Origin of the sequence: Mesorhizobium sp. B2-4-14, from assembly GCF_006442155.1 — a bacterium.
Classification (GTDB): Bacteria; Pseudomonadota; Alphaproteobacteria; order Rhizobiales; family Rhizobiaceae; genus Mesorhizobium.
Window position 1 is genome coordinate 40,089 of record NZ_VFVA01000022.1, and the last position, 21,220, is coordinate 61,308.

The window sequence follows — 21,220 nt, forward strand, 5'->3', positions numbered from 1 at the left end:
TCGGCGCAAAAAGCGCTGTAATTGACCCCTGCAGAACGCAAGTTTGTTTCGCCAGGATGTCTCCATTGCCTTCATCGCCCCTCTCACTCGACAGCTTCGACCTCGCCATCCTTGCCATCCTGCAGCGGGACAACACCACGCCGCAGCGGCTGATCGGCGAAGCGGTAAACCTGTCAGCACCGGCGGTGCAGCGCCGCATCAAGCGCATGGAGCAGACCGGGGTCATTGCAAGCAATGTCGCGGTGGTCGATCCGGCGGCCGTCGGCCAGCCGATCACCATCTTCGTCGAAGTGGAGCTCGAGAGCGAACGCACCGAGATGATCGACGCGGCCAAGCGGCAGTTCTCGGCGGCGGCCGAAGTGCAGCAATGCTACTATGTGACGGGTGAGGTCGATTTCATCCTCGTCATCACCGTGGCCGACATGGGCGCCTATGAGGCGCTGACGCGAAAGCTGTTCTTCGGCAGCAACAATGTCCGCAAGTTCCGCACCTTCGTGGCCATGGATCGCGTCAAGGTGGGGCTGACGATACCGTTGCCGGATTGAACCTTGCCTGACGCAGCTGAAGCCAGCTCTGCCATGCTTTTGACATGCTCCGGACGCGAATTGAGCAGTGGAGGCGCGATTGGACGACACCACCCCAGTTGCCATCATCGGTGCGGGCCCGGCGGGCCTTGCCGTTGCCGCATGCCTGCGGCAGGCTGGGGTTGACTCCATCCTTCTCGAAAAAGAGCAGCAGGCCGCGCCCGCCTGGCGGCGCCATTACGAGCGCGTCCATCTGCATACGACCAAGCGCTATTCGTCGCTGCCCTTCGTGCCCTTTCCCAAGCACTATCCACGTTATGTGCCGCGCGATCTCTTCGTCGAGTATCTCGATGCCTATGCGAAGCGGTTCGACGTCAAGCCCCGCTTCGGAGAAACGGTGAAGGCGATCACCCGAGAGGGTCGCGGCTGGCGCGTGGACACGACATCCGGCTCGCTGCGCGCCAGACATGTGGTGATCGCCTCAGGCTACAATGCCGAGCCGTTGCGGCCCGGATTTGCTGGCATCGACACATTCAAGGGCCTGACGCTGCACAGCGCCGAGTACCGCAATGCCAAGCCTTTCGCCGGCCAGTCGGTGCTGGTCATCGGCATGGGCAACACCGGCGCGGAGATCGCGCTCGATCTGGCGGAAGGCGGCGCAAGACCGACGATTTCCGTACGCGGCGGCGTTCATATCGTGCCGCGCGAACTGTTCGGCGTGCCTATCCAAATGGTCGGCATGGCGGCGCGCCTGGGGCCGCAACGCCTCAACGATGTTCTTTTGCCCATCATCCTCGACCTGGTGATGGGCAGGCTGGAGAAATATGGGCTCAAACGGCCGAGACGGGGACTGCTGGAACAGATTGCGATTGAATCGCGCATACCAGTGATCGATGTCGGCACCATCGGCAAGATCCGGGAAGGCGCGATCAAGGTTGCGCCCGGTATCGGCGAGATCTCGCAACGCGGCGCCCGTTTTGCCGATGGCAAGCACAGCGAATTCGACACGATCATCTTCGCCACCGGTTTCCGGCCTGGCTATGCCAAATTCCTGGAGCCCAGTGTCCAGCCAGACCGCAGTGGCGTTACCGCGCAAGCTTCGGATCTCGGCCTCTACCTCATCGGTTTCCACAATGCCGTCACCGGATTGCTGCGCGAAATCGCGATCGAAGCGCAGGCGATCGCCGACGACATCCGGCTCCGGCTGAACAGAAAAAAGGCCGCCGAAACCCTGCCCGTGTGATTTGGCGCATTGCGGCCGCGCTTTGCCTTTTCAATCCGCGAAGCGCCCTGTCTTCAGCATCATGCCAACGATCTTCGACAGCAAAAGCATTTCACGGTTTCAGCCGGCGCCGAGTTATTGCGCCTTGCGTAGCCAGACCTTGTTGTCGTGGAAGGCGGCACCACCATAGGGCGCGGGCGCGTCGGCGCCGGTCAGCACGTTGATGCCCTCGCCGCGCTCATGCGCGCTGTTTGGCCAGATGCCTTCGGCGATCACGACACCGCGCTTGATGCCGTCGAACAATCTGGCGTGCAGCACCACCTCACCACGCTGGTTGCCGATCTCGACACGATCGCCCTCCGTCAGCCCGTGCGCGGCGGCATCGTCGGGATGGAGAAGCAGTTCCGGGCGGCCTTCCTTGGCCTTCGACACCGGCGTTTCCGTGAATGTCGAGTTGAGGAAATTGCGCGCCGGTGAGGTCGTCAGCCGGAACGGATGCGCCTCGTCCGCCACCTCGATCAGGTCGACATGGTCGGGAAATTCAGGCAGGCGTTCCACGGGGCCAAACAGTCCCATGCTCCTCGGAGGCCGGTTGGGTGCCGGCTGGCCGGTCCAGTCGGCGCGGAAGCGGAATTTTCCGTCGGGATGGCCAAAGCCCCTGATGTAGTGGGCGGTCTCGAAGTCCGGCTGCAGATCGACCCACTTCTGTTCCTTCAAGCTGTCGAAGCTGCCCAGCCCCCGCTTGCCGAGAATGATGTCTATATGCTGCTGCTCGGTAAGACCAAAGCCCGGGCGGTCGGCGACGCCCAGGCGCTCGGCCAGCTGTTCGATGACGAAGTGATTGGTTCGCGGTCCTTCGGGCGGCTCGATCAGTTTGGGGCCGAGCGTGATGTGCTGGTTGCCGCCGCCCTTGTAGAGATCGTCATGCTCGAGGAACATCGTCGCCGGTAGCACGACATCGGCGAGCCTGGCCGTATCGGTCATGAATTGCTCATGCACGCAAGAGAACAGGTCCTCGCGCAGGAAGCCCTGTTTCACCAGCCGCTGCTCGGGCGCGACATTCGCCGGATTGGTGTTCTGGATCAGCATCGCCGTTACCGGCGGGCCGCCATAAAGCGCATCGCTTGCGCCGGTCAACACCGGGCCTATGCGCGAATGGTCGAGATAGCGGATCGAGGGATCGCGCATGCGCGATCCCTCCAGCACATCCTGGTTGAGCTTGAAGATGCCGGAATTGGAATGGAAGGCGCCGCCGCCCTCATATTGCCAGCTGCCGGTGACAGCGGCGATGCAAGACGCGGCATGCATGTTGACCGCGCCATTGCGCTGGCGGGCAAATCCGTAGCCAAGGCGGAAATAGGTCCTTTTCGTCGTGCCGACGAGACGGGCGAACGCCTCGATCTCGGCCACCGAAAGCCCGGTGATCTCAGCCGCCCACTCCGGTGTCCTGGGCTTGAGATGTGCTTCCAGCCCGGCAGGGTCATCGGTGTATTTTTCGAGATAGGCGCGGTCTGCCAGACCGTCCCTGAACAGCACGTGCATGACCGCGCACGCCAGCGCGCCATCGGTGCCGGGCTTCAGCACCAGGCCCATATCGGCCTGCTTCATGGTCGCGTTTTCATAGACATCGATGACGATGATTTTGGCGCCGCGTTCCTTGCGGGCCTTGATGACGTGGGTCATCACGTTGACCTGCGTGACCACCGCATTGGTGCCCCAGATCACCACGCAGTCGGATTTCGCCATCTCGCGTGGGTCCGGGCCACGCAAAGCGCCTGCCCCCATCATCCAGCCAGTCCAGGCGAGATTGGTGCAGATCGACGCGAAGAAGCCTGAATATTTCTTGGCGTGGCGCAGCCGCTCGATGCCGTCCCGTTGAACCAGCCCCATCGTGCCGGCGTAGAAATAGGGCCAGACCGTCTCCGAGCCGTATTTCTCCTCGGCCGCAACGAACTTTTCGGCGACCAGATCGAGGGCGGCCTCCCAACTTGCTTCCTTCCAGACCCCGTCGCCCTTGGCCCCGGCCCGCACCAGAGGCTTCAGCAGGCGGTCGGGGTGATGGACGCGGTCGGCATAGCGCGCGACCTTGGCGCAGACGACGCCGGATGTATAAGTGTTGGCCTTCGCGCCATGGACACGGCCGATACGGTTACCATCGAGCAGTTCGACCTCGAGCGCGCAGGTCGACGGGCAATCATGCGGGCAGGCCGAATGGCCGATCCTGAGCTTGGCGTGCTGGTTCATGGCGTTTGTCTAGCGGGTTTCGGGCTCGGCGTGTAGAGCCAGATGGCGCGTTCCCTTCTCCCCTTGTTTGTGGAGAAGGAAGAGGCTCCCCTACTCCGCCGTGCCTTCCTCGTACTCGGCCGACATGGTGAGCCACTTCTCCTCATGACCGGTCAAGGTCTGGGCAAGCTGCGAGCGCTCCTTGGCCAATCGCGTCGCGGTCGACGGATCCTTTTCGTAGATCGCCGGGTTGGCCAATTCGTCCTCGATGCCGTCGATGCGTTTGCGGATGCGATCCATCAACGCTTCGGTGGCGCGGATTTCCTTGGCCAGTGGCTCGAAGGCGGCGCGGCGCTGGGCCGCCTCGCGGCGGCGGTCGGCCTTTGACGCCTTGTCGGCCTCGCGCCGCTCGCGGCGATCGCCAGACACGCCGGTGACCAACGTCTTGTAATCTTCCAGGTCGCCATCATACGGGTTGACCGCGCCGTCCTTGACCAGCCAGAGCCGGTCGGCGGTCGCCTCGAGCAGATGGCGATCGTGCGAGATCAGGATCACGGCGCCGGGAAATTCGTTGAGCGCATGGATCAGCGATTCGCGGCTGTCGATGTCGAGATGGTTGGTCGGCTCGTCGAGGATGAACAGGTTCGGGCCCTCGAAGGCCGACAGCCCCATCAGGAGCCGCGCCTTCTCGCCGCCCGAGAGATCCTTGGCGGGTGTGTTCATCTTCTCGGTCGACAGACCGAACTGGGCGACACGGCCGCGCACCTTCGATTCCGGCGCCTCCGGCATCAGCCGTCGGACATGGTCATAGGCATTTTCCTCCGGACGAAGGTCATCGAGTTGATGCTGGGCAAAGATCGCCACTTTCAGCCCGGGCGCCACTGTCATGGTGCCGGTCTCCTGCTTGAGCCGGCCGGACAGCAGCTTGGCGAAGGTCGACTTGCCGTTGCCGTTGGCGCCAAGCAGCGCGATGCGGTCGTCGGCATCGATGCGCAGCGTCATCTTCTTTAGGATCGGCTGGCCCTCCGTATAGCCGACATTGACATTGTTCAGCGCAATGATCGGCGAGGCCACCGTCTTGACCGGCTCGGGGAAAGAGAACGGCCGCACCGAATCGTTCACGATGGCCGCGATCGGCTTCATCTTCTCCAGCGCCTTGATGCGCGACTGCGCCTGCCTCGCCTTGGAAGCCTTGGCGCGGAATCGTTCGACGAAAGACTCCATATGCTTGCGGGCGGCTTCCTGTTTGACGCGGCCCTTCTCCTGCAGTTCCTTCTGCTCGGTATACTGGCGCTCGAACTGGTCGTAGCCACCGCGCCAGAAAGTCAGCTTCTTCTGGTCGAGATGAACGATGGAGTTGACGGCACGATTGAGCAGGTCACGGTCGTGCGAAATCAGCAGCACGGTGTGCGGATACTTCGACACATAGTTTTCCAGCCACAACGTGCCTTCGAGGTCGAGATAGTTGGTTGGCTCGTCGAGCAGCAGAAGATCGGGCTCGGAAAACAGCACGGCGGCCAGCGCCACGCGCATGCGCCAGCCGCCGGAGAAGGACGAAGCCGGGCGGCGCTGTGCCGCATCATCGAAGCCGAGGCCGGCCAGGATGGTGGCCGCGCGAGACTCGGCCGAATGCGCATCGATGTCGGCCAGCCGCATATGGATATCGGCAATCCGGTGCGGATCGGTCGCCGTCTTTTCCTCTTCGAGCAGCGCCGTGCGCTCGACATCGGCCTTGAGCACGATTTCGATCAGCGGCTCCTCGGTGCCGGGTGCCTCCTGCGCCACCTGACCGATGCGCGTGTTCTTCGGCAGGCTGATCGAGCCGGTCTCGGAGGGAAAATCGCCGGTGATCGCCTTGAACAGCGTCGTCTTGCCGGTGCCGTTGCGGCCGACAAGGCCGGCTTTGGTGCCGGCCGGCAACGTCAGCGAGGCGTGGTCGAGAAGCAGGCGCCCCGCCATGCGGAGTGAAAGGTCGTTGATGATCAGCATGGCGGCGCTTTTGCACCGGACATCAACGCTTCGCAAGACCCAGCGGGCCAGTTGAACGCACAAGGCCCGAAAACGGCGCGCGCAATTGCGCCGTCAGGGCAGCTGCTCAGTGGCCTGCCATACCGGCCAGCAGAACCTCAGGCGGTCGCCTTGCCACGCTTCGTCGCCTTGGCCACGTTGGCCGGCGCCGCGGCCGGCTTGCGGCCAAGTCCCGTCGACTTCGCGAGCGCGGACCTGGTGGCCGAATAGTTCGGCGCGACCATTGGATAGTCCGGCGGCAGACCCCATTTGGCCCGATAGTCATCCGGGCTCAGGCCATAGTCTGTCCTGAGGTGTCGCTTGAGCGACTTGAACTTCTTGCCGTCCTCCAGGCAGACAATGTAGTCGGGAAACACCGACTTTTTAGGGTTTACAGCCGGAACCAGGCTTGGGCTTTCCGCGACAGCCGCGCCAGCCAGTTTTCGAACCGAGGCGCTGACACTGGCGATCAGGTCAGGCAGGCCGGAGACCGGAAGCGGATTGTTGCCGACATAGGCCGAGACAATATCGGCCGTAAGCTCGATAACGGTCTTATCCTCGATATTTGACAATTCTTTCATCCCATTTGCGACAAAGTCATCCACCCCACAGAAGACTTTTGTCGATGTATCGCCCGAACCGCGTCCCCCAACGGACCGCCTAGCCCCAAAACGAATCAAGACTTGACGTCAACTATTTCTATGGGAAATCGACATTGGGCAAATTAGAAAATCTAATACTTCAAGGCAGCAGACTTGGTTGTCCGGCCGTCAGCCAATATCTCAAGAATACGCCTCCAACGGGCACAACGCCCGAAATCCTTCTGCTCAATCGCCTTTTCAGCCTTCATCGCCGCGTAAAGTGGCGCCTCGGCGCCAAATTCCTTGATCAGCCAGTGCGCTTCCCTGCGGGCCAGACGTTCGTTGTCGTCAAACATGATTTTCGGCCTCCGAACGCTCCACACCGACGGCAATACAACTGCCAATGACGAGGACGGCGCCGGCGACGGCTGTCATCGTCAGCCGTTCGCCGGAGAAGATCAGAAGCAGTGTCGAAGCGATCGGGGTGAGATAGGCGACAACCGCGACCTTGCCGTGGCCTTCAAGCTTCAAGGCCCGCGACCAGAAATAATAGCCCAAGCCCATCGGGCCAGCACCAAGATAGAGCCCAAGCGCAAGGTCGGCAGCAGCGGGCAAGGTTGCGCCGTCATGGACGCACCACAGCAATGTCACGGCCACGCCGATCAATGAGGATGGCAGCAAAAGACGGTCCGCTGACATGGCGAGCCGCCCCACCAGGATCGAATAGAAGGCCATGCACAGCGCCGATCCGAAGGCGGCGAGATAGCCGACAAGGTTGCCCTGAAACCAGGAATGGTCGCGCCCGCCCGAGATGACAAGCACGACGCCGGCAAATCCAAGGGCCGCGGCAAGGCCCAGCACCGTGGGTCGTTGCGGGCTCTCGAACGCGATCACCGCCGCCGCGACCATCAGAGGCCAGGTGTAGGCGACGAGGTTCGCCTCGATCACCGACATCGAGGCGAAGGCCACATATTGCAGGATCATGGTGCCGACGAGACCGACGAAGCCGACCACGAATGGCGCCAGTACCGCGACGAGACCCGCATGGCGCGGCATGGCGGGTTGCCGCGCGGCGCCGATCAGGCGGATCAAGGCGAAGACCATGGTCGCGCCGCAGAACTGCAGGCATTGCACCAGCGACACCGGATGACTTGCCAACAGCGCCTTGCCGACCAATGCGTTGGTCGCCCAAAGTGCGACCGCGCCAGCGGCAAAGGCCAGCGCCAGCCTGGAGCCAGGCTGGTTCTGCGCAGCCCGAGACAGGCTCCCTTCCTGTCTTTCAACCACGACTGACCCCCGGCTCATCGAGGCAAAGGGCGGCTGCGGCCGGACGGAGCCATGGCTGGTCACCACGATTCCCTTGCACCGCCGGGGACCGGCGCCTCGGGCGGCACCGGCACGGGGCGCTCTGCCTCGAAGCGGCGGTAGGCGGGCAACTGGTTGGTCCAGACGTCTTCGGCCAGCTCGTTGACCCACTCGCGGTCGTGATCGTTGTCCGCGGCAAGATAGAACATTCTGTTGTCGTCGACATAGGGCTTGGCGACCGAGCGTTGATTGAGCACTAGGGTGACACGCTCGCCGAACTGGATCGGCGCCGTGCGGTGCAGGACGCCAAGGAACTGCCCGAGTGTCGCGAAGTGCATCTTGTGGTCGATGCGCATGATGCGGTTGCGCGGGATCTCGCGGCCGGATTCAAGGATGGCGCGACCGGTTTCGGAGTCGTCGCAATAAATTTCGAGATGCCCGCCGACCAGCGGATCGCTGATCGACAGCGGAATGAGTTCGGTGACCGGAACGCCGTCGCAATGCCATTCGACGGCGCCGTCCCTGGGATTCATGAAGGTGACGGTCGAGCCGACGATCGACAGCGGATAGGGCTCCAGCTTCGTGCCCATCATGTCGGACAGGCGTTCCAGGCGTAGCTTGTCGTGCAGCAACTCCCTGATTTCGGGGATGAAACGGTCGGCGCCGGTGATGAAAGTCAGATCGAGGTGCTTGTGCACGGCATGGCTGGCCTTGAGCTTCAGCGCAGCCTCCTCGATTGCCGCAAGCAGCGCCGGGTCATAGCCATGCCGATACTGCGCGACGCCGAAACTCGACACTTTCCAGGCGGTTTCGTGGCCGATGATGGCCTCGCGGCTCATCGCATAACGCAGCTCGGGGATGGTATGTGCGTTCATTGTACTTCTCCAATAAGGGGGCAAACACTTGGTAAACAGTCGATTAAATTAGCCCCCCCTGTAAAATTAGGAATGCTAGTGCTAGTGTAAGCCCAGCTTAAGGTCGAAAACCGTGCGTCTGCTCAGTCAGGTCAACCTCAATTCGCTGAAAATCGTGGAAAGTGCTGCACGGCACGGGAATTTCACGCGTGCTGGCGAGGAGCAGTTCATCACCGCTTCGGCGGTCAGCCAGCGCGTCAAGAGCCTGGAGGACCAGCTGCGCTTCAAGATATTCCAACGCGGTGGCAATGCCGTGTCGTTGACGCCGGAGGGCGAAACCTATGTCTCGCGCGTTCGCGAGGCTCTGGAGCGGATCGTCGCTGCCAGCATGGAAGCAACCGGGCAATCGCAGGAACATGTGCTGAAGATATCCGTGCTACCGACCTTTGCCGCGCGCTGGCTGTTTCCGCGCCTGCCGCTTTTCCAGCGGCAACATCCCGATATCGTGATGCGGGTCTCGACCTCCTACGCGACGCATGAGTTCACGACCTCGGATTTCGATCTCGAAATCCGCTATGGCGACGGCCATTTCAACGGGCTGCCGTCTGATCTGCTGTTTCGGGAAGACCTGACACCGGTGTGCAGTCGCAAGCTGTTCCTTGAGGTTCTCGGCGACAGGCCGCTGTCAAAGGTGACACCGGACGACCTCAAGCACTTCACGCTGCTGCACTCCGACACCTGCACCCAGAACTGGCAATCCTGGCTTGGTTTCGCCGGCGCCAGCTTCGTGCTCAGCGAGACCAAAAGCATCTATTTCGACTCGTGCATGATGTCCTACGAGGCGGCCAACGCCGGAATGGGTTTTGCCGTCGCCAACCGCGCCTACATGGCCAGCGACATCCGTGCCGCGAGGTTGGTGGCTCCCTTCGCCGTCCATCATCCGAACACGGCCGGTTGGTATTTTGTTTCCCCCCACAAGAGCCTTGCCGCACGCAAGGTGCTGCTCTTCAAACAATGGGTCATGGCGGAGGCGGCTCTGACGCAATCCCAATTAGACAGCGAAATCAGCGATTTGGCTTTGGAGATTGCCTGAAAGTCAAATTGCGCTGCAAGACTTTACAAATCCGCGAAGGATTCACTGACCGAAATCAGGCAAAGGCCCTTCCCTCTTCAGTGCGCTGGAAATGCGCCAGATCGAGCGGGACGGAAGGGCGGCCGAGAGCCGTCAGGATCATATGCGCCTGGCCGCGATGATGGGTCTGGTGGTTGAAGACATGAGCCAGCGCTGGCGCCAGGCGTTGCGAGACGGTGCGCATGTCCGATACGGTCATATAGGTGAAGCGGCCCGAGAGCGCCTTGTCGCCCAAGCCGCCGAGCCAGTCGATGATCCGCCGGTCCCCTGCCTCGCGCGCCAACCGCAGCTTCGGCAAGGCGCGATGCAGTATCGCGTCCAGCGCGGTCGGCGCATCGCCTTCGCCGGTGAAGCGCTTCATCCATATGCGATCGGCGACGAGCAGATGGTTGAGCGTGCCCATCAGCGAGCCGAAGAAAGCGCCAACATGGCGATTGAATTCTTCTTCATCGAGATCGGCGGCGGCATCATAGATGCGGCCATTGGCCCATTGATTGTACGCCGCAAACATCATGAAGTGCTGTTTCATCTCTTCTCCCGCCGCCGCGTTTCGGGCGATACCTAGACCGCAAAGGGGCCGACGCCAATGACCATTCTGCTTTATGATCTCGTCGGGCGCGACGAGAACCGTCCGTTCAGTCCGCATTGCTGGAAGGCTACGATGGCTCTGGCCCATAAGGGGCTCGATATCGCGACCGCGCCGACGCGTTTTCTTGAGGTGCCCACCATCGAAGGCGGCGTTTCGAAAACCCTTCCGGTGATCCGCGACGGCGACAAGGTCGTCATCGATTCCTTCGCTATCGCGCTCTATCTCGAGGAGGCCTATCCGGATCGTCCCACGCTTTTTGGCGGCGATGGCGGCAAGGCGATGGCGCGGTTCATCGAACGCTGGTCGCAATCGACCATCCACCCCTATGTGACCACCGCAGCGATCGTGGATCTGCATGCCATGCAGGACGAGACGAATGGCGCGTATTTCCGGCAAAGCCGGGAACAGCGCCTGGGCAAGAAACTGGAAGAGGCGAAGGCTGCGCGAGAAGCCGGGCTCGGCACTTTCAGGGCTTCGCTGGAGCCGTTGCGCTCGATGCTGAGCTACCAGCCATTCATCGGCGGTGCCTCGCCGCTGTTTGCCGACTATATCGTCTTCGGCGCGCTGCAATGGGCGCGCATCGCGACGTCCTATCAGCTGCTCGACGACGGCGACGTGGTGGCACAATGGTTCGACCGCTGCCTCGACCTGCATGGCGGGCTCGGGCGAAAGGTCGCCGCAGCGGCCTGACGCCCGACCTGCCGCAAGGCAAGCGCGGTCACTCTGCCGTCAAAGAGCCGGCAGCGGAGACGGCCAGGCCTACTTGGCTGCCTTTTTTGGCTTGCTGGTCTTCTTGGCGGCCTTCGCCTCCTTGGGCGCGGCTTTTGCCTTGACAGCGCCCGTTGCCTTTTTGGCGGGCTTTTTGGCTGCCGACGACGTTCCCGTAGCATCTTCCCGGTCGATGTCGGCTGTCGCCTGATGCCAGTGGCGTTCGTGCTGGCCGGCCGGTTGCCCCTCTTCCTGCCAGATCTTATGGGCTCGGTTGCGAATGCGCTCCTGACGATCGTCTGCCATAGTCATACTGTCTCCATTCGGGCCGACTTCAGCGCGGCGCCGAGACGCGACTATAGCAAGCAAAGCCTGATATTGCAGCCATTTGGTCTCAACTTGCCTTGCAGCTCGTCGGCATCGATCTGAACTTCAACCCGCCGCACGGCGTGCCCTGCGCTGTCGCTCCCTGCCCCTCGGGCGTTCAAAGTCCTTTGAAAGGTCCACCGGACCTTTCAATCACCATTCGTCATTCGGAAAGCCAGGCAATCGCCTTCCCGTCCGTTTCGTAGACCATTCCTCATCCTTTGGCCTCACCCCTTGGCAATGGGCCGGGCGGCTTGTATAGAGCCCGCCACTCTCCATTCCATTCTCCAGACAAGGACGACCCATGGCGCTCGAACGCACCTTCTCGATGATCAAGCCGGACGCAACGCGGCGCAACCTCACCGGCGCCATCACCAAGATGCTCGAGGACGCCGGCCTGCGCGTCATCGCTTCGCGCCGGGTGTGGATGAGCCGCCGTGAGGCTGAGGGTTTTTATGCCGTCCACAAGGACCGCCTGTTCTTCGGCGAACTGGTCGAGTTCATGTCGTCGGCACCGACGATCGTCCAGGTGCTGGAAGGCGAGAATGCCATTGCCAAGAATCGTGAAGTGATGGGCGCCACCAACCCGGCCAACGCTGCCGAAGACACCATCCGCAAGGTGCATGCGCTGTCGATCGGCGAGAATTCGGTGCACGGCTCCGACGCGCCGGAAACCGCCGCGCAGGAGATCAAGTACTGGTTCTCGGACACCGAAATCGTCGGCTGAGCCGATAGCCCATATCGCAAATCATGCTGAAAGGCCGGCGAAATGCTGGCCTTTTTTCGTATAGGGATATCGTCTGAAGCTCCCCGGCGCATCTTTCATGAGTTCGTACCGGCAAAGTGAGAACTCAGCTTGCAGCGCTGAAGCGCAGGATTTCGCGTCCGTCCTTGTCGGCGATGGCGAGCTTTCCGGCATCGACCTTGTATGACGCCGCCTTGGCCAACGCATCGAACAACGCCTTTTCCTCGGCCATCACCTCGGGCGCGCAGGCCTTGTAGGTCGACCCGATGCCGCTGATCGCGATTGCCTGGCCATCGACCTTCGCTGTGGCGAAATAGCTGTTGCATGGGCCGCTGCCGCCGGCCTTGCCGGCCTCGCTGACCTTGAACGTCACCTGCGGCGCGGTGATGGCGCCGACGCCGTCGACATAGTCGACCACCCAAAGCTGATCAAAGACGGAAGCCGCCGGCTCGCCACTCGGCGCGACCGTCTTGAGCACGATGGTCTGGGGCACGTCGGTCAGCGGATCGAGCTGGTGGCGCAGATCGGAAATGAACATCAGCCTGCCGTCGACGGTGATGCGGGCCCGCAGGGCGTAGGTCATCTGTGGCCGGATGGTAGAAGGGTCGAATTTGATCTCGAAGCTGATCGGCACCTGACCGGCAGGTTTGATCTTCTGTTCGCCGATGATCCTAGCCGGCGCGTCGGCCAGCGAGACATCGGCAAGCTGGACGGAGAGCACGGCACTGGGCGGCAAGGCGATGCGCTCGCGATAGATCACCTCGCCCCGCACCGCCTTTTCGGCGACCAAGGAGAGTTCAGGCACCGCCAGGATGCCGACGACCAGCGGCACAAAGCCGAAGACGAAGAACTCCGCGAGCCTGTCCAGCATGACCATCTCCCTTGCCACGGGCTGCCAATGCTCCGGGCTGCCGATGCCCGGGCCGACCAACGGTCGTTGAATTGGCCAAAGGATTGCGGTCAATGCATGGCTGCGGCGGGATTTTATTCTGGTGATTTCCAGCGCTGCGCGGCCTTGACGTCGGTTTGCTTGGCCTCGACCCAGCCACCCTCCGAACCGTCAACACGATGCTCCTTCTTCCAGAAGGGAGCACGCGATTTCAGATAGTCCATCAGGAAGTTCGCCGCTTCGAATGCGGCCTGGCGGTGCGCCGAGGCGGCAACCACCAGCACGATATTCTCACCCGGCGCGATCTTGCCATGGCGGTGGATGACCGTGAGGCCTTGCAGCGGCCAGCGCTGAACCGCCTCGGTGGCGATGCGGCCGATCTCGGCCTCCGCCATGCCGGGATAGTGCTCCAGTTCAAGCGCCGCTAGCGCGCCCTGCTCGTCCCGGCAGAGGCCGGAAAAGGTGACCACGGCACCAATGTCGGCGCGGCCTTGCGTGAGCCCGGCGATCTCGGCGGCGACGTCGAAATCCTGGCGCTGGATGCGCACGGTCGGCGCCAGAACGGCCGACATGAGTCAGCCTCCCGTCATTGGCGGAAACAGGGCGATCTCGCGCGCGCCGGATATCTTCTCGTGGTGGTCGACATGTTCCTGGTTGATAGCAACACGGATCACGTCGGGATATTGCAGCGCATGCTCATAGCCCTCGCCGCGCGATTGCAGCCAGCGCAGGAGGTCGGCGACCGTCTCAATGCCGACGGGCAATTCGACATCTTCCTCCGATGTGCCGATCCGCTCGCGAACCCAGGCGAAATAGATGAGGCGGGTCGTCATCTCACTCGTCCATGATGTGCTTGAGGCCGGCGCGGAAATAGTCGTAGCCGGTGTAGAGCGTAACCAGTGCCGCGATCCACAGCAGCACAAGGCCGGTCTGTGTGGTCAGCGGGAAGATCTTGTCGCCGGCCGGGCCGGCCAGCAGGAAGGCGATCGCGACCATCTGGATGGTGGTCTTCCATTTGGCAAGCTGCGTCACCGGCACCGAGACCTTGAGCGCCGCCAGATATTCACGCAGACCGGAAACCAGGATCTCGCGGCACAGGATGATGATTGCCGCCCACAACGACCAGCCGGCGATGCCGGCATGACGATCGGTATCCGCCGCCAGCAGCAAAAGGCACGTGGCGACCAGCAGCTTGTCGGCGATCGGATCGAGCATCTTGCCGATGTTGGAGGTCTGCTGCCAGGCGCGCGCAAAATAGCCGTCGAAATAATCGGTGACTGATGCCAGCAGGAAAATGATCAGTGCCGACCAGCGGGCGAAGTCGCTGGATTTCAGATGACCTTCGAGGAAAAAACACAGCACGACCAACGGCACCGCGATAATGCGGGCGTAGGTGAGTATGTTAGGCAGGTTGAATGCGCGCTGGGCCATGTCTTCAAGGACTCTTTCTGCCTGCGTACTCAAATCAGATGCGAATGTGGGGGGTCAACAGGCCAAAATCGATTGGCCAGCCGAAAATAACGGGAAACCTCACACGCTGTCCTAAAACCGCACTCCATTTCGGAAAGACGTGCGTTCTTCCCCTTCATACATGTCGCTGTGCCAAAACAACCATGCACATTCGGGTGACATGCATCAGCTCTCATGGAAGTGATTATAGACCAGCCTCGCCACCTGCTCGGAAATGCCGTCGACCTTCCTCAGATCCTCGATCGCGGCGCGGCTGACCGCCTTTGCGGTGCCGAAATGCAGCAGGAGGGCGCGCTTGCGGCCGGGGCCGATACCGGAGATCTCGTCGAGCGGACTCTTGACCATTTCCTTTTTGCGGCGGGCCCGGTGCGAGCCGATGGCGAAACGGTGAACCTCGTCGCGCAGCCGCTGGACGAAATAGAGCACGGGGTCGCGAACCGGCAGCGAGAACGAATCCCTGCCCTTGACGAAGAAGCGCTCGCGGCCGGCGTCGCGGTCCTGTCCCTTGGCGATGCCGATGGCCATGACGCGGTCTTCTATGCCGAGATCCGAGAGGATCTTGCGCACCGCCGTCATCTGGCCCTGACCGCCGTCGATCAGGATGACGTCGGGCCAGGCCGGGAAGCTGCCGGAGATATCCTCCTCGATGTCGTCGCCCGCTTCGTCGGCGGCAGCGTTGTCGGCCACGGCATCACCATGTTCCTTGAGCAGCCGCGAAAAGCGCCGCTCCATCACCTCGCGCATCATGCCGAAATCGTCGCCGGGCGTGATCTCGGTCGAGCGGATGTTGAATTTCCGGTACTGGTTTTTCACAAAACCTTCCGGCCCGGCGACGACCATGGCGCCAACGGCGTTGGTGCCCATGATGTGCGAATTGTCATAGACTTCGATGCGCACGGGCGGCTTGGCCAGGCCGAACGTCTCGGCGAAACCGGCAAGCAGCCGGCCTTGCGTCGAGGTTTCGGCCAGCCGCCTGCCAAGCGCCTCACGCGCATTCTGCAAGGCGTTTTCGGTCAGGTCCTTTTTCTCGCCGCGCTGCGGCACCGAGATGGCCACCTTGCGGCCGGCACGGGTGGAAAGCGCCTCGGCCAGCAGTTCCTGGTCCTCGACACCGTGCGACAGCAGAATGGCGCGCGGCGTCGGCTTGTCGTCATAAAATTGCGCCAGGAAGGAGCCCAGCACTTCTGATCCCTCCAGCGCGGGATCGGCCTTGGGGAAATAGGCGCGGTTGCCCCAGTTCTGTCCGGTGCGGAAGAAGAACACCTGGATACAGGTCTGCCCCCCTTCCTGATGGATGGCGAAGACATCGGCCTCATCGACGGTCGCCGGGTTGATGCCCTGATGGCTCTGCACATGTGACAGTGCGGCCAGCCGGTCGCGATAGATTGCGGCGCGCTCGAAATCGAGGTCTTGCGACGCCTGCTGCATGGCGGCCGAAATCTCGGTCTTCACCTTCTGGCTGCGGCCCGAGAGAAAGTCCTTCGCTTCGGCGACGAGCTCAGCATAGCCCTCATGCGAGATTTCGCCCGTGCAGGGGCCGGCGCAACGCTTGATCTGGTAGAGCAGGCAAGGTCGCGTGCGGTTCTCGTAGAACGAGTTGGTGCAGCTGCGCAGCAGGAAGGCGCGCTGCAGCGAATTGATGGTGCGGCCGACGGCACCGGCCGAAGCAAACGGACCGAAATAGTCGCCTTTTCGCGATCGCGCCCCGCGATGTTTGTAGATTCCGGGCGACACATGATCACCGGTCAGAAGAATATAGGGGAACGACTTGTCGTCCCGCATCAGCACATTGAATCGCGGCCGCAACCGCTTGATAAGATTGGCTTCAAGCAGCAGCGCTTCGATCTCGGTGCGGGTGACGACGAACTCCATCGTCGCGGTCTCACGCACCATTCGGCCGATCCGGGCGGTGTGGAAGCGCCCTTGCGCGTAGTTGGTGACGCGTTTCTTCAGGCTGCGCGCCTTGCCGACATAGAGAACGTCGCCGGTGGCATTCATCATGCGATAGACACCGGGCGCATTGGGCAGCCGCTTGACCAGGGTCTGGATGACCTCGGCGCCGACCTGGCCCTCGGTATCGCCGGCATGCGGTGTCCAGTCGATGGCGGTGAAGGCAACATCGGGGCCCGCCGGTTCGACGATCTCCTCGAGTGCCTCATCCTCGATGTCGATTTCGGGAGGAAGGTCATCGGCGCCAGCGCGCGCCTTGTTCTTGGTATCCAAGGGATTCATTCCGTCATGCCTGTCACATCGGGCGTCTGCCATGCAAGATGCTGGCCGCCATCGAGCGCGATCATCTGGCCGGTAACTGAGCGCGCCTCCCAGAGATAGCGAATGGTGGCGCCGAATTCCGGCAATTCCGGGCCGCGCTTCAGAATCAGACCAGCGACCTGTGCGTCAAAATCAGAATCATTCTGACGCTGATTCTTAAGCGTCGGGCCTGGACCGATCGCATTAACACGGATTCGCGGACCGAGCGCCTGGGCCAACATCTCGGTTTGCGTCCACAGCGCCGATTTCGAAAGCGCATAAGAGAAATAGCGCGGTGTCGGCCGCCAGACGCGCTGGTCGATGATGTTGACGATCAGCCCTTCCTGTCCATCCGGCAAGGACCGGACGAAGCTCTGCGCCAACAGCGCCGGCGCTTTGACATGGATGGCGAAATGGCGGTCCCAGGACTGCCATTCAAAATCTTCGACCGAATCATCGACGAAGAGGGAAGCATTGTTGACCAGAAGCGAGATCGGCCCGAGCGCTGCCTGAGCCTGGCCGATCAGGCCGGCCACATCGGCCATGTCGGTTAGATCGGCGCCGACCGCCACGGCCCTGCCGCCTGCCTTGTTGATCCGCGCCGCCAATGCATCCGCCTCATCATGCGAGCGATTGGAATGGATGGCGACCGCAAAGCCATGGCCAGCGAGATCTTCAACGATCGCCTTGCCGATCCGTTTCGCCCCGCCGGTCACCAGTGCCGCGGTGGCATTGCTCATCGTGTGTCAATCCTCGGTTTCGGCACGAAAAGACGGTGCCGGCAAAATATGGCCTGTCATCTGTTAAACGGCGTTCGCACCTGGGGCAGCATTGTGGCGAAACGGCTGGACGGGCTCTCGACTCGCTTCTCGACGAAAGCCAGCCACCGCCCAATATAGGACGCCGGACTCCTTGTACCAAGCCGTGTCCAGCGTAACGCCCTCCGATTGCTGACATTTCGCTGTTGCGAAGATGCAACGTCAAGTTTCTGCCTCATTCGTGCCGGGTAATGACCCAAGTTCAGGTTCGGTTCAGCCGCATTTTGACACGACATTTGGAACCGACGAACGCCAGATCCGTTTCACCCCCCGGGCGGGTCGATGGCGATCGTGAGAAACAAGCCTGTGTCCTGTGGCTTAAGGAGTAAAGAAGAATGCAAGCCAATCTTAAATTCGCACGGCCGCTGGCTGTTGCGCTCGGGCTCTTTGCCCTCGGTGGTACCGCCTATGCCGCGGACGTCGTCCGGGAAGAGCCGCCGGCACCCGCTCCGGTTGCCGAACTTCCTGTCGCTTCGTGGGCCGGCCCCTATGCCGGTATCAATGTTGGCTATGGCTTCAGCGGCCGTACCAAGGAGAAGGACTTCGGCGTTTCGACCGATACCAAGGGTTTCGTCGGCAGCGTCTTCGGCGGCTATCAGTGGCAGCAGGAGAACTTCGTCTACGGCGGTGAAGCCGAGCTCGGCTACGACGGCGTCAAGGGCGACGACAACGGCATCCACTCAAAGGGCGGCTTCGAAGGCTCGCTGCGTGCCCGTCTCGGCTACGCGGTGACCCCGGAAATCCTGCTCTACGGCACCGGCGGTCTTGCCGGCAGAAGCCTGAAGGTAGAGGACTCCGTCATTCCCGCCAGCGACACCGCCACCATGATCGGCTGGACCGCGGGTCTCGGCACCGATATCAAGCTGACCGACAATGTGTTCGGCCGCGTCGAGTATCGCTACACCGATTTCGGCAGCAAGGACTTCGGTGGTGGTATCGGCAAGGTCAAGGCGACCGACAACCGCGTCACCTTTGGCGTCGGTATGAAGTTCTAAGTCGTCCAAGCCACGACACGAAAAAGCCGGGCCTCGCGCCCGGCTTTTTTTATGGCGGCAGCCTCACGCCGGAATGAGGGGCTTCAGTTCCGGAAATTTCTCGTCGAAACGCGCCGCCCAACGCGTCAGCCGGCCACGGCCCTTTTCCCATTTGCCGGCAAAGCGCAGCGCGAGGTAGCCAAGGCAGGCGCGCAACGCGATCTGGCCGGCGGTGATCTTCTTCGGCAGTTTAGGCGGATTGGCGTTGAGCAGGTCGAGTGCGGTGCTGATCTTCGCCCATTGGCGGTCGAGCCAGGGCTGATAGACCATTTCTTCAGGCCGGGTGCGGCGCTCATAGACCATCGACAGCGCGCAATCGCAGATGCCGTCGGCCAGCGCCTCCAGCACTTCCGCTTCCAGCCGCTTGTCGGGATTGCGCGGAAACAGCGCGTTCTTCGAAATCCGGTTGAGGTGCTGGGTGATGGCACGACTGTCATGAACCGAACGGCCGTCGTCGAGCACCAGCACCGGGATCTTGCCGAGTGGATTGGCACCGATTAATTCGGCTGGCCTGTCCTCGGTCTTGACCGGCACGTGCTCGATGGCGATTCCGGCATAGGCCGCGGCCATCCTTACCTTGGAGCTGTAGGGAGAGGAGGAGGCGTAGAGCAGCTTCGGCATGATCGGTTTCCTGTTTGCAGGCGTCCAGTGTTGACTGGACGGGCACTCGTGATCAACCGGCAGAGCGCAAAAAACAGCTACCAGAAACCGATTGCGGCTTCCGACCAGACATCACGACAAGCTTACAGACCGGTACGCTGGAGACGCGAGCAAGTGACGACGAACAGGCTGACAGGATTTTGAACCTGCATTTCACGCTTCACGGATCCAGGCATTGCCCCCCGGGGGGAACCTCCGGCGACCGCTGCAACCACACAATTGGATCGGGCGAGCGGGGCAGCCAAACGGCGCCTCGCTTTGCTTGCCCTCGGTCCCTTCCGACGTTCAGCCCAAGGGCTGAACCAACTGCCGAATATACTTCGATCCAGAGCGTCAGAGCGTCCTTGCCGTGTCCGAAGGACACGCGACGCCCCAACGGCTCGGTCTACTTCCTGGCCGGAGCTTTCGCCTTCGCAGGCGCTGCCTTGGCCTTCGGCGCGGCCGCTTTCTTCACCGCTGGCTTGGTCGCGGCGGCGGCGGCTTTCGCAGCCGGCTTTGCCGCGGCCTTCGCGACCGGCTTTGCCGCTGCCTTGGCGGGTGCCGCCTTCTTGGCTGCGGGCTTTGCCGCCGCCTTCGCTGCTGCCGGTTTCTTCGCTGGGGCTGCTTTTGCCGCCGGCTTTACCGCTGCCTTCGCAGGCGCTGCTTTCTTCGCCGCCGGCTTCACAGCAGCCTTCGCCGCGGCTGCGGGTTTCTTCGCCGGAGCCTTGGCCGCGGCTGCCTTCGGCTTGGCGGCGGGCGCTGCTTTCTTCACTGCCGTTGCGGCCTTCGCCGCGACTGCTTTTGCGGGTGCTTTCTTTGCCGGTGTCTTGGATGCCGGCGCTTTAGATGACTGCTTAGCCATGTCATGCCCCTTCACGTTATGCCGATGGCCGTGAATGACCCCGGCGCGCAATGCATATCTGACTCGCGGCTCGCTAGCCAGCGAAGCAATGATATGATTCTCTCAGCTTAAATTTTGGTTGCGATCGGCACACGATCGCACTCATCATCGCAAAAACGCGGCGTCATCTTTGGATATCGCCCGCGATTTGACACCGGCATTCTCGATGCGCTGCGGGACCAAGCCCGCCGTGAACCTTCGAAGATAGCGAATAGTTTCGCGCATTGATCTTCGATCACGAACATCATGAGCTGCAGCCTTATCGAGGCGATCTTCTTTTACAGCTGGACGATCGATGCAGCTCACGAACGCAATGCGACGACCGATCTGGAGATCACCTTGTCAAGCGCCGTTTCATTGCCGGTTGGAAAATTGACAGATAACTCTGTACAATGGAGTATTCTGTCGAAAACTAAGAGCTTCGATGTCGGTCCCACAACCGCTGCTGCCCGAGATCGCCGAGCCACGTGGGAAAGCTCAAAGCCTTGCTGTATTGGAGCCCATAGATGAGCGCCGACGACATCATCCACCAGAGTACACGGCTCAGGATCATGACTGTTCTGAATAGGCTCGAAAGGCGCGAGGCGCTGGAATTCACGCGGCTGAAGGCGATGATCGAAACCACCGACGGGAATCTCGGCGCGCACCTCGATACGCTGGCGAGGGCAGGCTATGTCGAGATTGAAAAGCTCTTCGTCGGGCGGCGGCCGCAGACCCGAGTCAAGGCAACGACGATTGGGCGGCGGGCCTTTCGCGGTCACATGGCCTTTCTTCGCAAGATCATCGACCAGGCCCAGGCGACGCAACGCAGGAAATAGCTCTACGGCCGAGCGGACGCTCCCATCGTGCAACGACCACGGCAACGCCGGCGCCGATCGTGACCTGCCGAGCGATTGACCCGGCGCGTGCGATCGCACCTTCGGTCAACGCAGGACGCAAAAACGCCTGCGACCCCTTCAGGTC

23 protein-coding genes are annotated in these 21,220 nt (G+C 61.8%); 7 read left to right on the forward strand and 16 right to left on the reverse strand.

The genetic code is table 11. The annotated features are described in order from the left end of the window. Window positions 1-56: 56 nt before the first annotated feature. Together FJ938_RS19175 and FJ938_RS19180 are read left to right on the forward strand one after the other, a co-directional pair. Complete coding sequence (locus FJ938_RS19175; RefSeq protein WP_181169136.1) at window positions 57-545, forward strand: Lrp/AsnC family transcriptional regulator; 489 nt, start codon at window positions 57-59, stop codon at window positions 543-545. Window positions 546-624: 79 nt separating this feature from the next. Next, window positions 625-1,767: an NAD(P)/FAD-dependent oxidoreductase gene (locus FJ938_RS19180; RefSeq protein WP_140696326.1), complete on the forward strand. Its 1,143-nt coding sequence runs from the start codon at window positions 625-627 to the stop codon at window positions 1,765-1,767. A 114-nt stretch (window positions 1,768-1,881) separates the two neighbouring features. Here the strand turns inward: FJ938_RS19180 and FJ938_RS19185 are convergent, their stop codons facing one another. From FJ938_RS19185 to FJ938_RS29570, 6 genes are all read right to left on the reverse strand, one after another. Then, window positions 1,882-3,990 carry a molybdopterin oxidoreductase family protein gene (locus FJ938_RS19185; protein WP_140696329.1) on the reverse strand — a complete coding sequence of 703 codons (2,109 nt, stop codon included), beginning with the start codon at window positions 3,988-3,990 and terminating at the stop codon, window positions 1,882-1,884. Between the two features lie 90 nt (window positions 3,991-4,080). After that, on the reverse strand, window positions 4,081-5,958 hold the full coding sequence (locus FJ938_RS19190) for an ABC-F family ATP-binding cassette domain-containing protein (RefSeq protein WP_140610806.1): 1,878 nt from the start codon (window positions 5,956-5,958) through the stop codon (window positions 4,081-4,083). Between the two features lie 137 nt (window positions 5,959-6,095). After that, window positions 6,096-6,557, reverse strand: a complete 462-nt coding sequence (locus FJ938_RS19195) for a MucR family transcriptional regulator (RefSeq protein WP_181165652.1) — start codon at window positions 6,555-6,557, stop codon at window positions 6,096-6,098. 152 nt (window positions 6,558-6,709) lie between these two features. Then, window positions 6,710-6,913 carry a hypothetical protein gene (locus FJ938_RS19200; RefSeq protein ID WP_140610807.1) on the reverse strand — a complete coding sequence of 68 codons (204 nt, stop codon included), beginning with the start codon at window positions 6,911-6,913 and terminating at the stop codon, window positions 6,710-6,712. Next, window positions 6,906-7,844, reverse strand: coding sequence for an EamA family transporter (locus tag FJ938_RS19205; RefSeq protein WP_246671539.1), 939 nt, complete (start codon window positions 7,842-7,844; stop codon window positions 6,906-6,908). Before FJ938_RS19205 ends, FJ938_RS19200 begins: the two co-directional genes overlap by 8 nt. A 59-nt stretch (window positions 7,845-7,903) precedes the next feature. Next, window positions 7,904-8,737 carry a hypothetical protein gene (locus FJ938_RS29570; RefSeq protein ID WP_181165653.1) on the reverse strand — a complete coding sequence of 278 codons (834 nt, stop codon included), beginning with the start codon at window positions 8,735-8,737 and terminating at the stop codon, window positions 7,904-7,906. A 112-nt stretch (window positions 8,738-8,849) separates the two neighbouring features. Here FJ938_RS29570 and FJ938_RS19220 point away from each other — a divergent pair, with 112 nt between their 5' ends. Next, complete coding sequence (locus FJ938_RS19220) at window positions 8,850-9,809, forward strand: LysR substrate-binding domain-containing protein (RefSeq protein ID WP_140610809.1); 960 nt, start codon at window positions 8,850-8,852, stop codon at window positions 9,807-9,809. Window positions 9,810-9,864: 55 nt separating this feature from the next. Here the strand turns inward: FJ938_RS19220 and FJ938_RS19225 are convergent, their stop codons facing one another. After that, window positions 9,865-10,377 (reverse strand): DinB family protein, encoded by a 513-nt coding sequence (locus FJ938_RS19225; RefSeq protein ID WP_140696332.1) that lies wholly within the window; start codon window positions 10,375-10,377, stop codon window positions 9,865-9,867. 57 nt (window positions 10,378-10,434) lie between these two features. On the opposite strand from FJ938_RS19225, the gene FJ938_RS19230 reads away from it, so the two are divergent. After that, window positions 10,435-11,127, forward strand: coding sequence for a glutathione S-transferase family protein (locus FJ938_RS19230; protein WP_140610811.1), 693 nt, complete (start codon window positions 10,435-10,437; stop codon window positions 11,125-11,127). A gap of 69 nt (window positions 11,128-11,196) precedes the next feature. Here the strand turns inward: FJ938_RS19230 and FJ938_RS19235 are convergent, their stop codons facing one another. Then, window positions 11,197-11,457: a DUF2934 domain-containing protein gene (locus FJ938_RS19235; protein ID WP_140610812.1), complete on the reverse strand. Its 261-nt coding sequence runs from the start codon at window positions 11,455-11,457 to the stop codon at window positions 11,197-11,199. A gap of 358 nt (window positions 11,458-11,815) precedes the next feature. Here FJ938_RS19235 and ndk point away from each other — a divergent pair, with 358 nt between their 5' ends. After that, window positions 11,816-12,238 (forward strand): nucleoside-diphosphate kinase, encoded by a 423-nt coding sequence (gene ndk / locus FJ938_RS19240; RefSeq protein ID WP_140696335.1) that lies wholly within the window; start codon window positions 11,816-11,818, stop codon window positions 12,236-12,238. A gap of 124 nt (window positions 12,239-12,362) precedes the next feature. On the opposite strand, the gene FJ938_RS19245 is transcribed toward ndk, so the two are convergent. From FJ938_RS19245 to FJ938_RS19270, 6 genes are all read right to left on the reverse strand, one after another. Continuing rightward, a complete protein-coding gene (locus FJ938_RS19245) occupies window positions 12,363-13,127 on the reverse strand; it encodes a YbaY family lipoprotein (protein WP_140610813.1) in 765 nt (254 codons plus the stop codon). A 113-nt stretch (window positions 13,128-13,240) separates the two neighbouring features. Further along, window positions 13,241-13,717 (reverse strand): molybdenum cofactor biosynthesis protein MoaE, encoded by a 477-nt coding sequence (locus FJ938_RS19250; protein ID WP_140610814.1) that lies wholly within the window; start codon window positions 13,715-13,717, stop codon window positions 13,241-13,243. 3 nt (window positions 13,718-13,720) lie between these two features. Then, window positions 13,721-13,978, reverse strand: coding sequence for a molybdopterin converting factor subunit 1 (moaD, locus tag FJ938_RS19255; RefSeq protein WP_140610815.1), 258 nt, complete (start codon window positions 13,976-13,978; stop codon window positions 13,721-13,723). A 1-nt stretch (window position 13,979) separates the two neighbouring features. Then, window positions 13,980-14,576 (reverse strand): CDP-diacylglycerol--glycerol-3-phosphate 3-phosphatidyltransferase, encoded by a 597-nt coding sequence (gene pgsA, locus FJ938_RS19260; RefSeq protein WP_027026303.1) that lies wholly within the window; start codon window positions 14,574-14,576, stop codon window positions 13,980-13,982. A gap of 204 nt (window positions 14,577-14,780) precedes the next feature. Next, entirely contained in the window at window positions 14,781-16,847 is a 2,067-nt protein-coding gene (uvrC, locus tag FJ938_RS19265) for an excinuclease ABC subunit UvrC (protein ID WP_140696338.1), read from the reverse strand. Beyond that, on the reverse strand, window positions 16,844-17,605 hold the full coding sequence (locus tag FJ938_RS19270) for an SDR family oxidoreductase (RefSeq protein ID WP_140696341.1): 762 nt from the start codon (window positions 17,603-17,605) through the stop codon (window positions 16,844-16,846). The genes uvrC and FJ938_RS19270 overlap by 4 nt, the downstream gene beginning before the upstream one ends. Before the next feature lie 413 nt (window positions 17,606-18,018). On the opposite strand from FJ938_RS19270, the gene FJ938_RS19275 reads away from it, so the two are divergent. Beyond that, window positions 18,019-18,678: an outer membrane protein gene (locus FJ938_RS19275; RefSeq protein WP_140696345.1), complete on the forward strand. Its 660-nt coding sequence runs from the start codon at window positions 18,019-18,021 to the stop codon at window positions 18,676-18,678. Window positions 18,679-18,741: 63 nt separating this feature from the next. On the opposite strand, the gene FJ938_RS19280 is transcribed toward FJ938_RS19275, so the two are convergent. Together FJ938_RS19280 and FJ938_RS19285 are read right to left on the reverse strand one after the other, a co-directional pair. Then, entirely contained in the window at window positions 18,742-19,338 is a 597-nt protein-coding gene (locus FJ938_RS19280; RefSeq protein WP_140610819.1) for a glutathione S-transferase family protein, read from the reverse strand. Window positions 19,339-19,762: 424 nt separating this feature from the next. Further along, window positions 19,763-20,128 (reverse strand): hypothetical protein, encoded by a 366-nt coding sequence (locus FJ938_RS19285; RefSeq protein ID WP_181165654.1) that lies wholly within the window; start codon window positions 20,126-20,128, stop codon window positions 19,763-19,765. A 635-nt stretch (window positions 20,129-20,763) separates the two neighbouring features. Here FJ938_RS19285 and FJ938_RS19290 point away from each other — a divergent pair. Continuing rightward, complete coding sequence (locus FJ938_RS19290; protein WP_140610821.1) at window positions 20,764-21,075, forward strand: transcriptional regulator; 312 nt, start codon at window positions 20,764-20,766, stop codon at window positions 21,073-21,075. Window positions 21,076-21,220 lie beyond the last annotated feature (145 nt).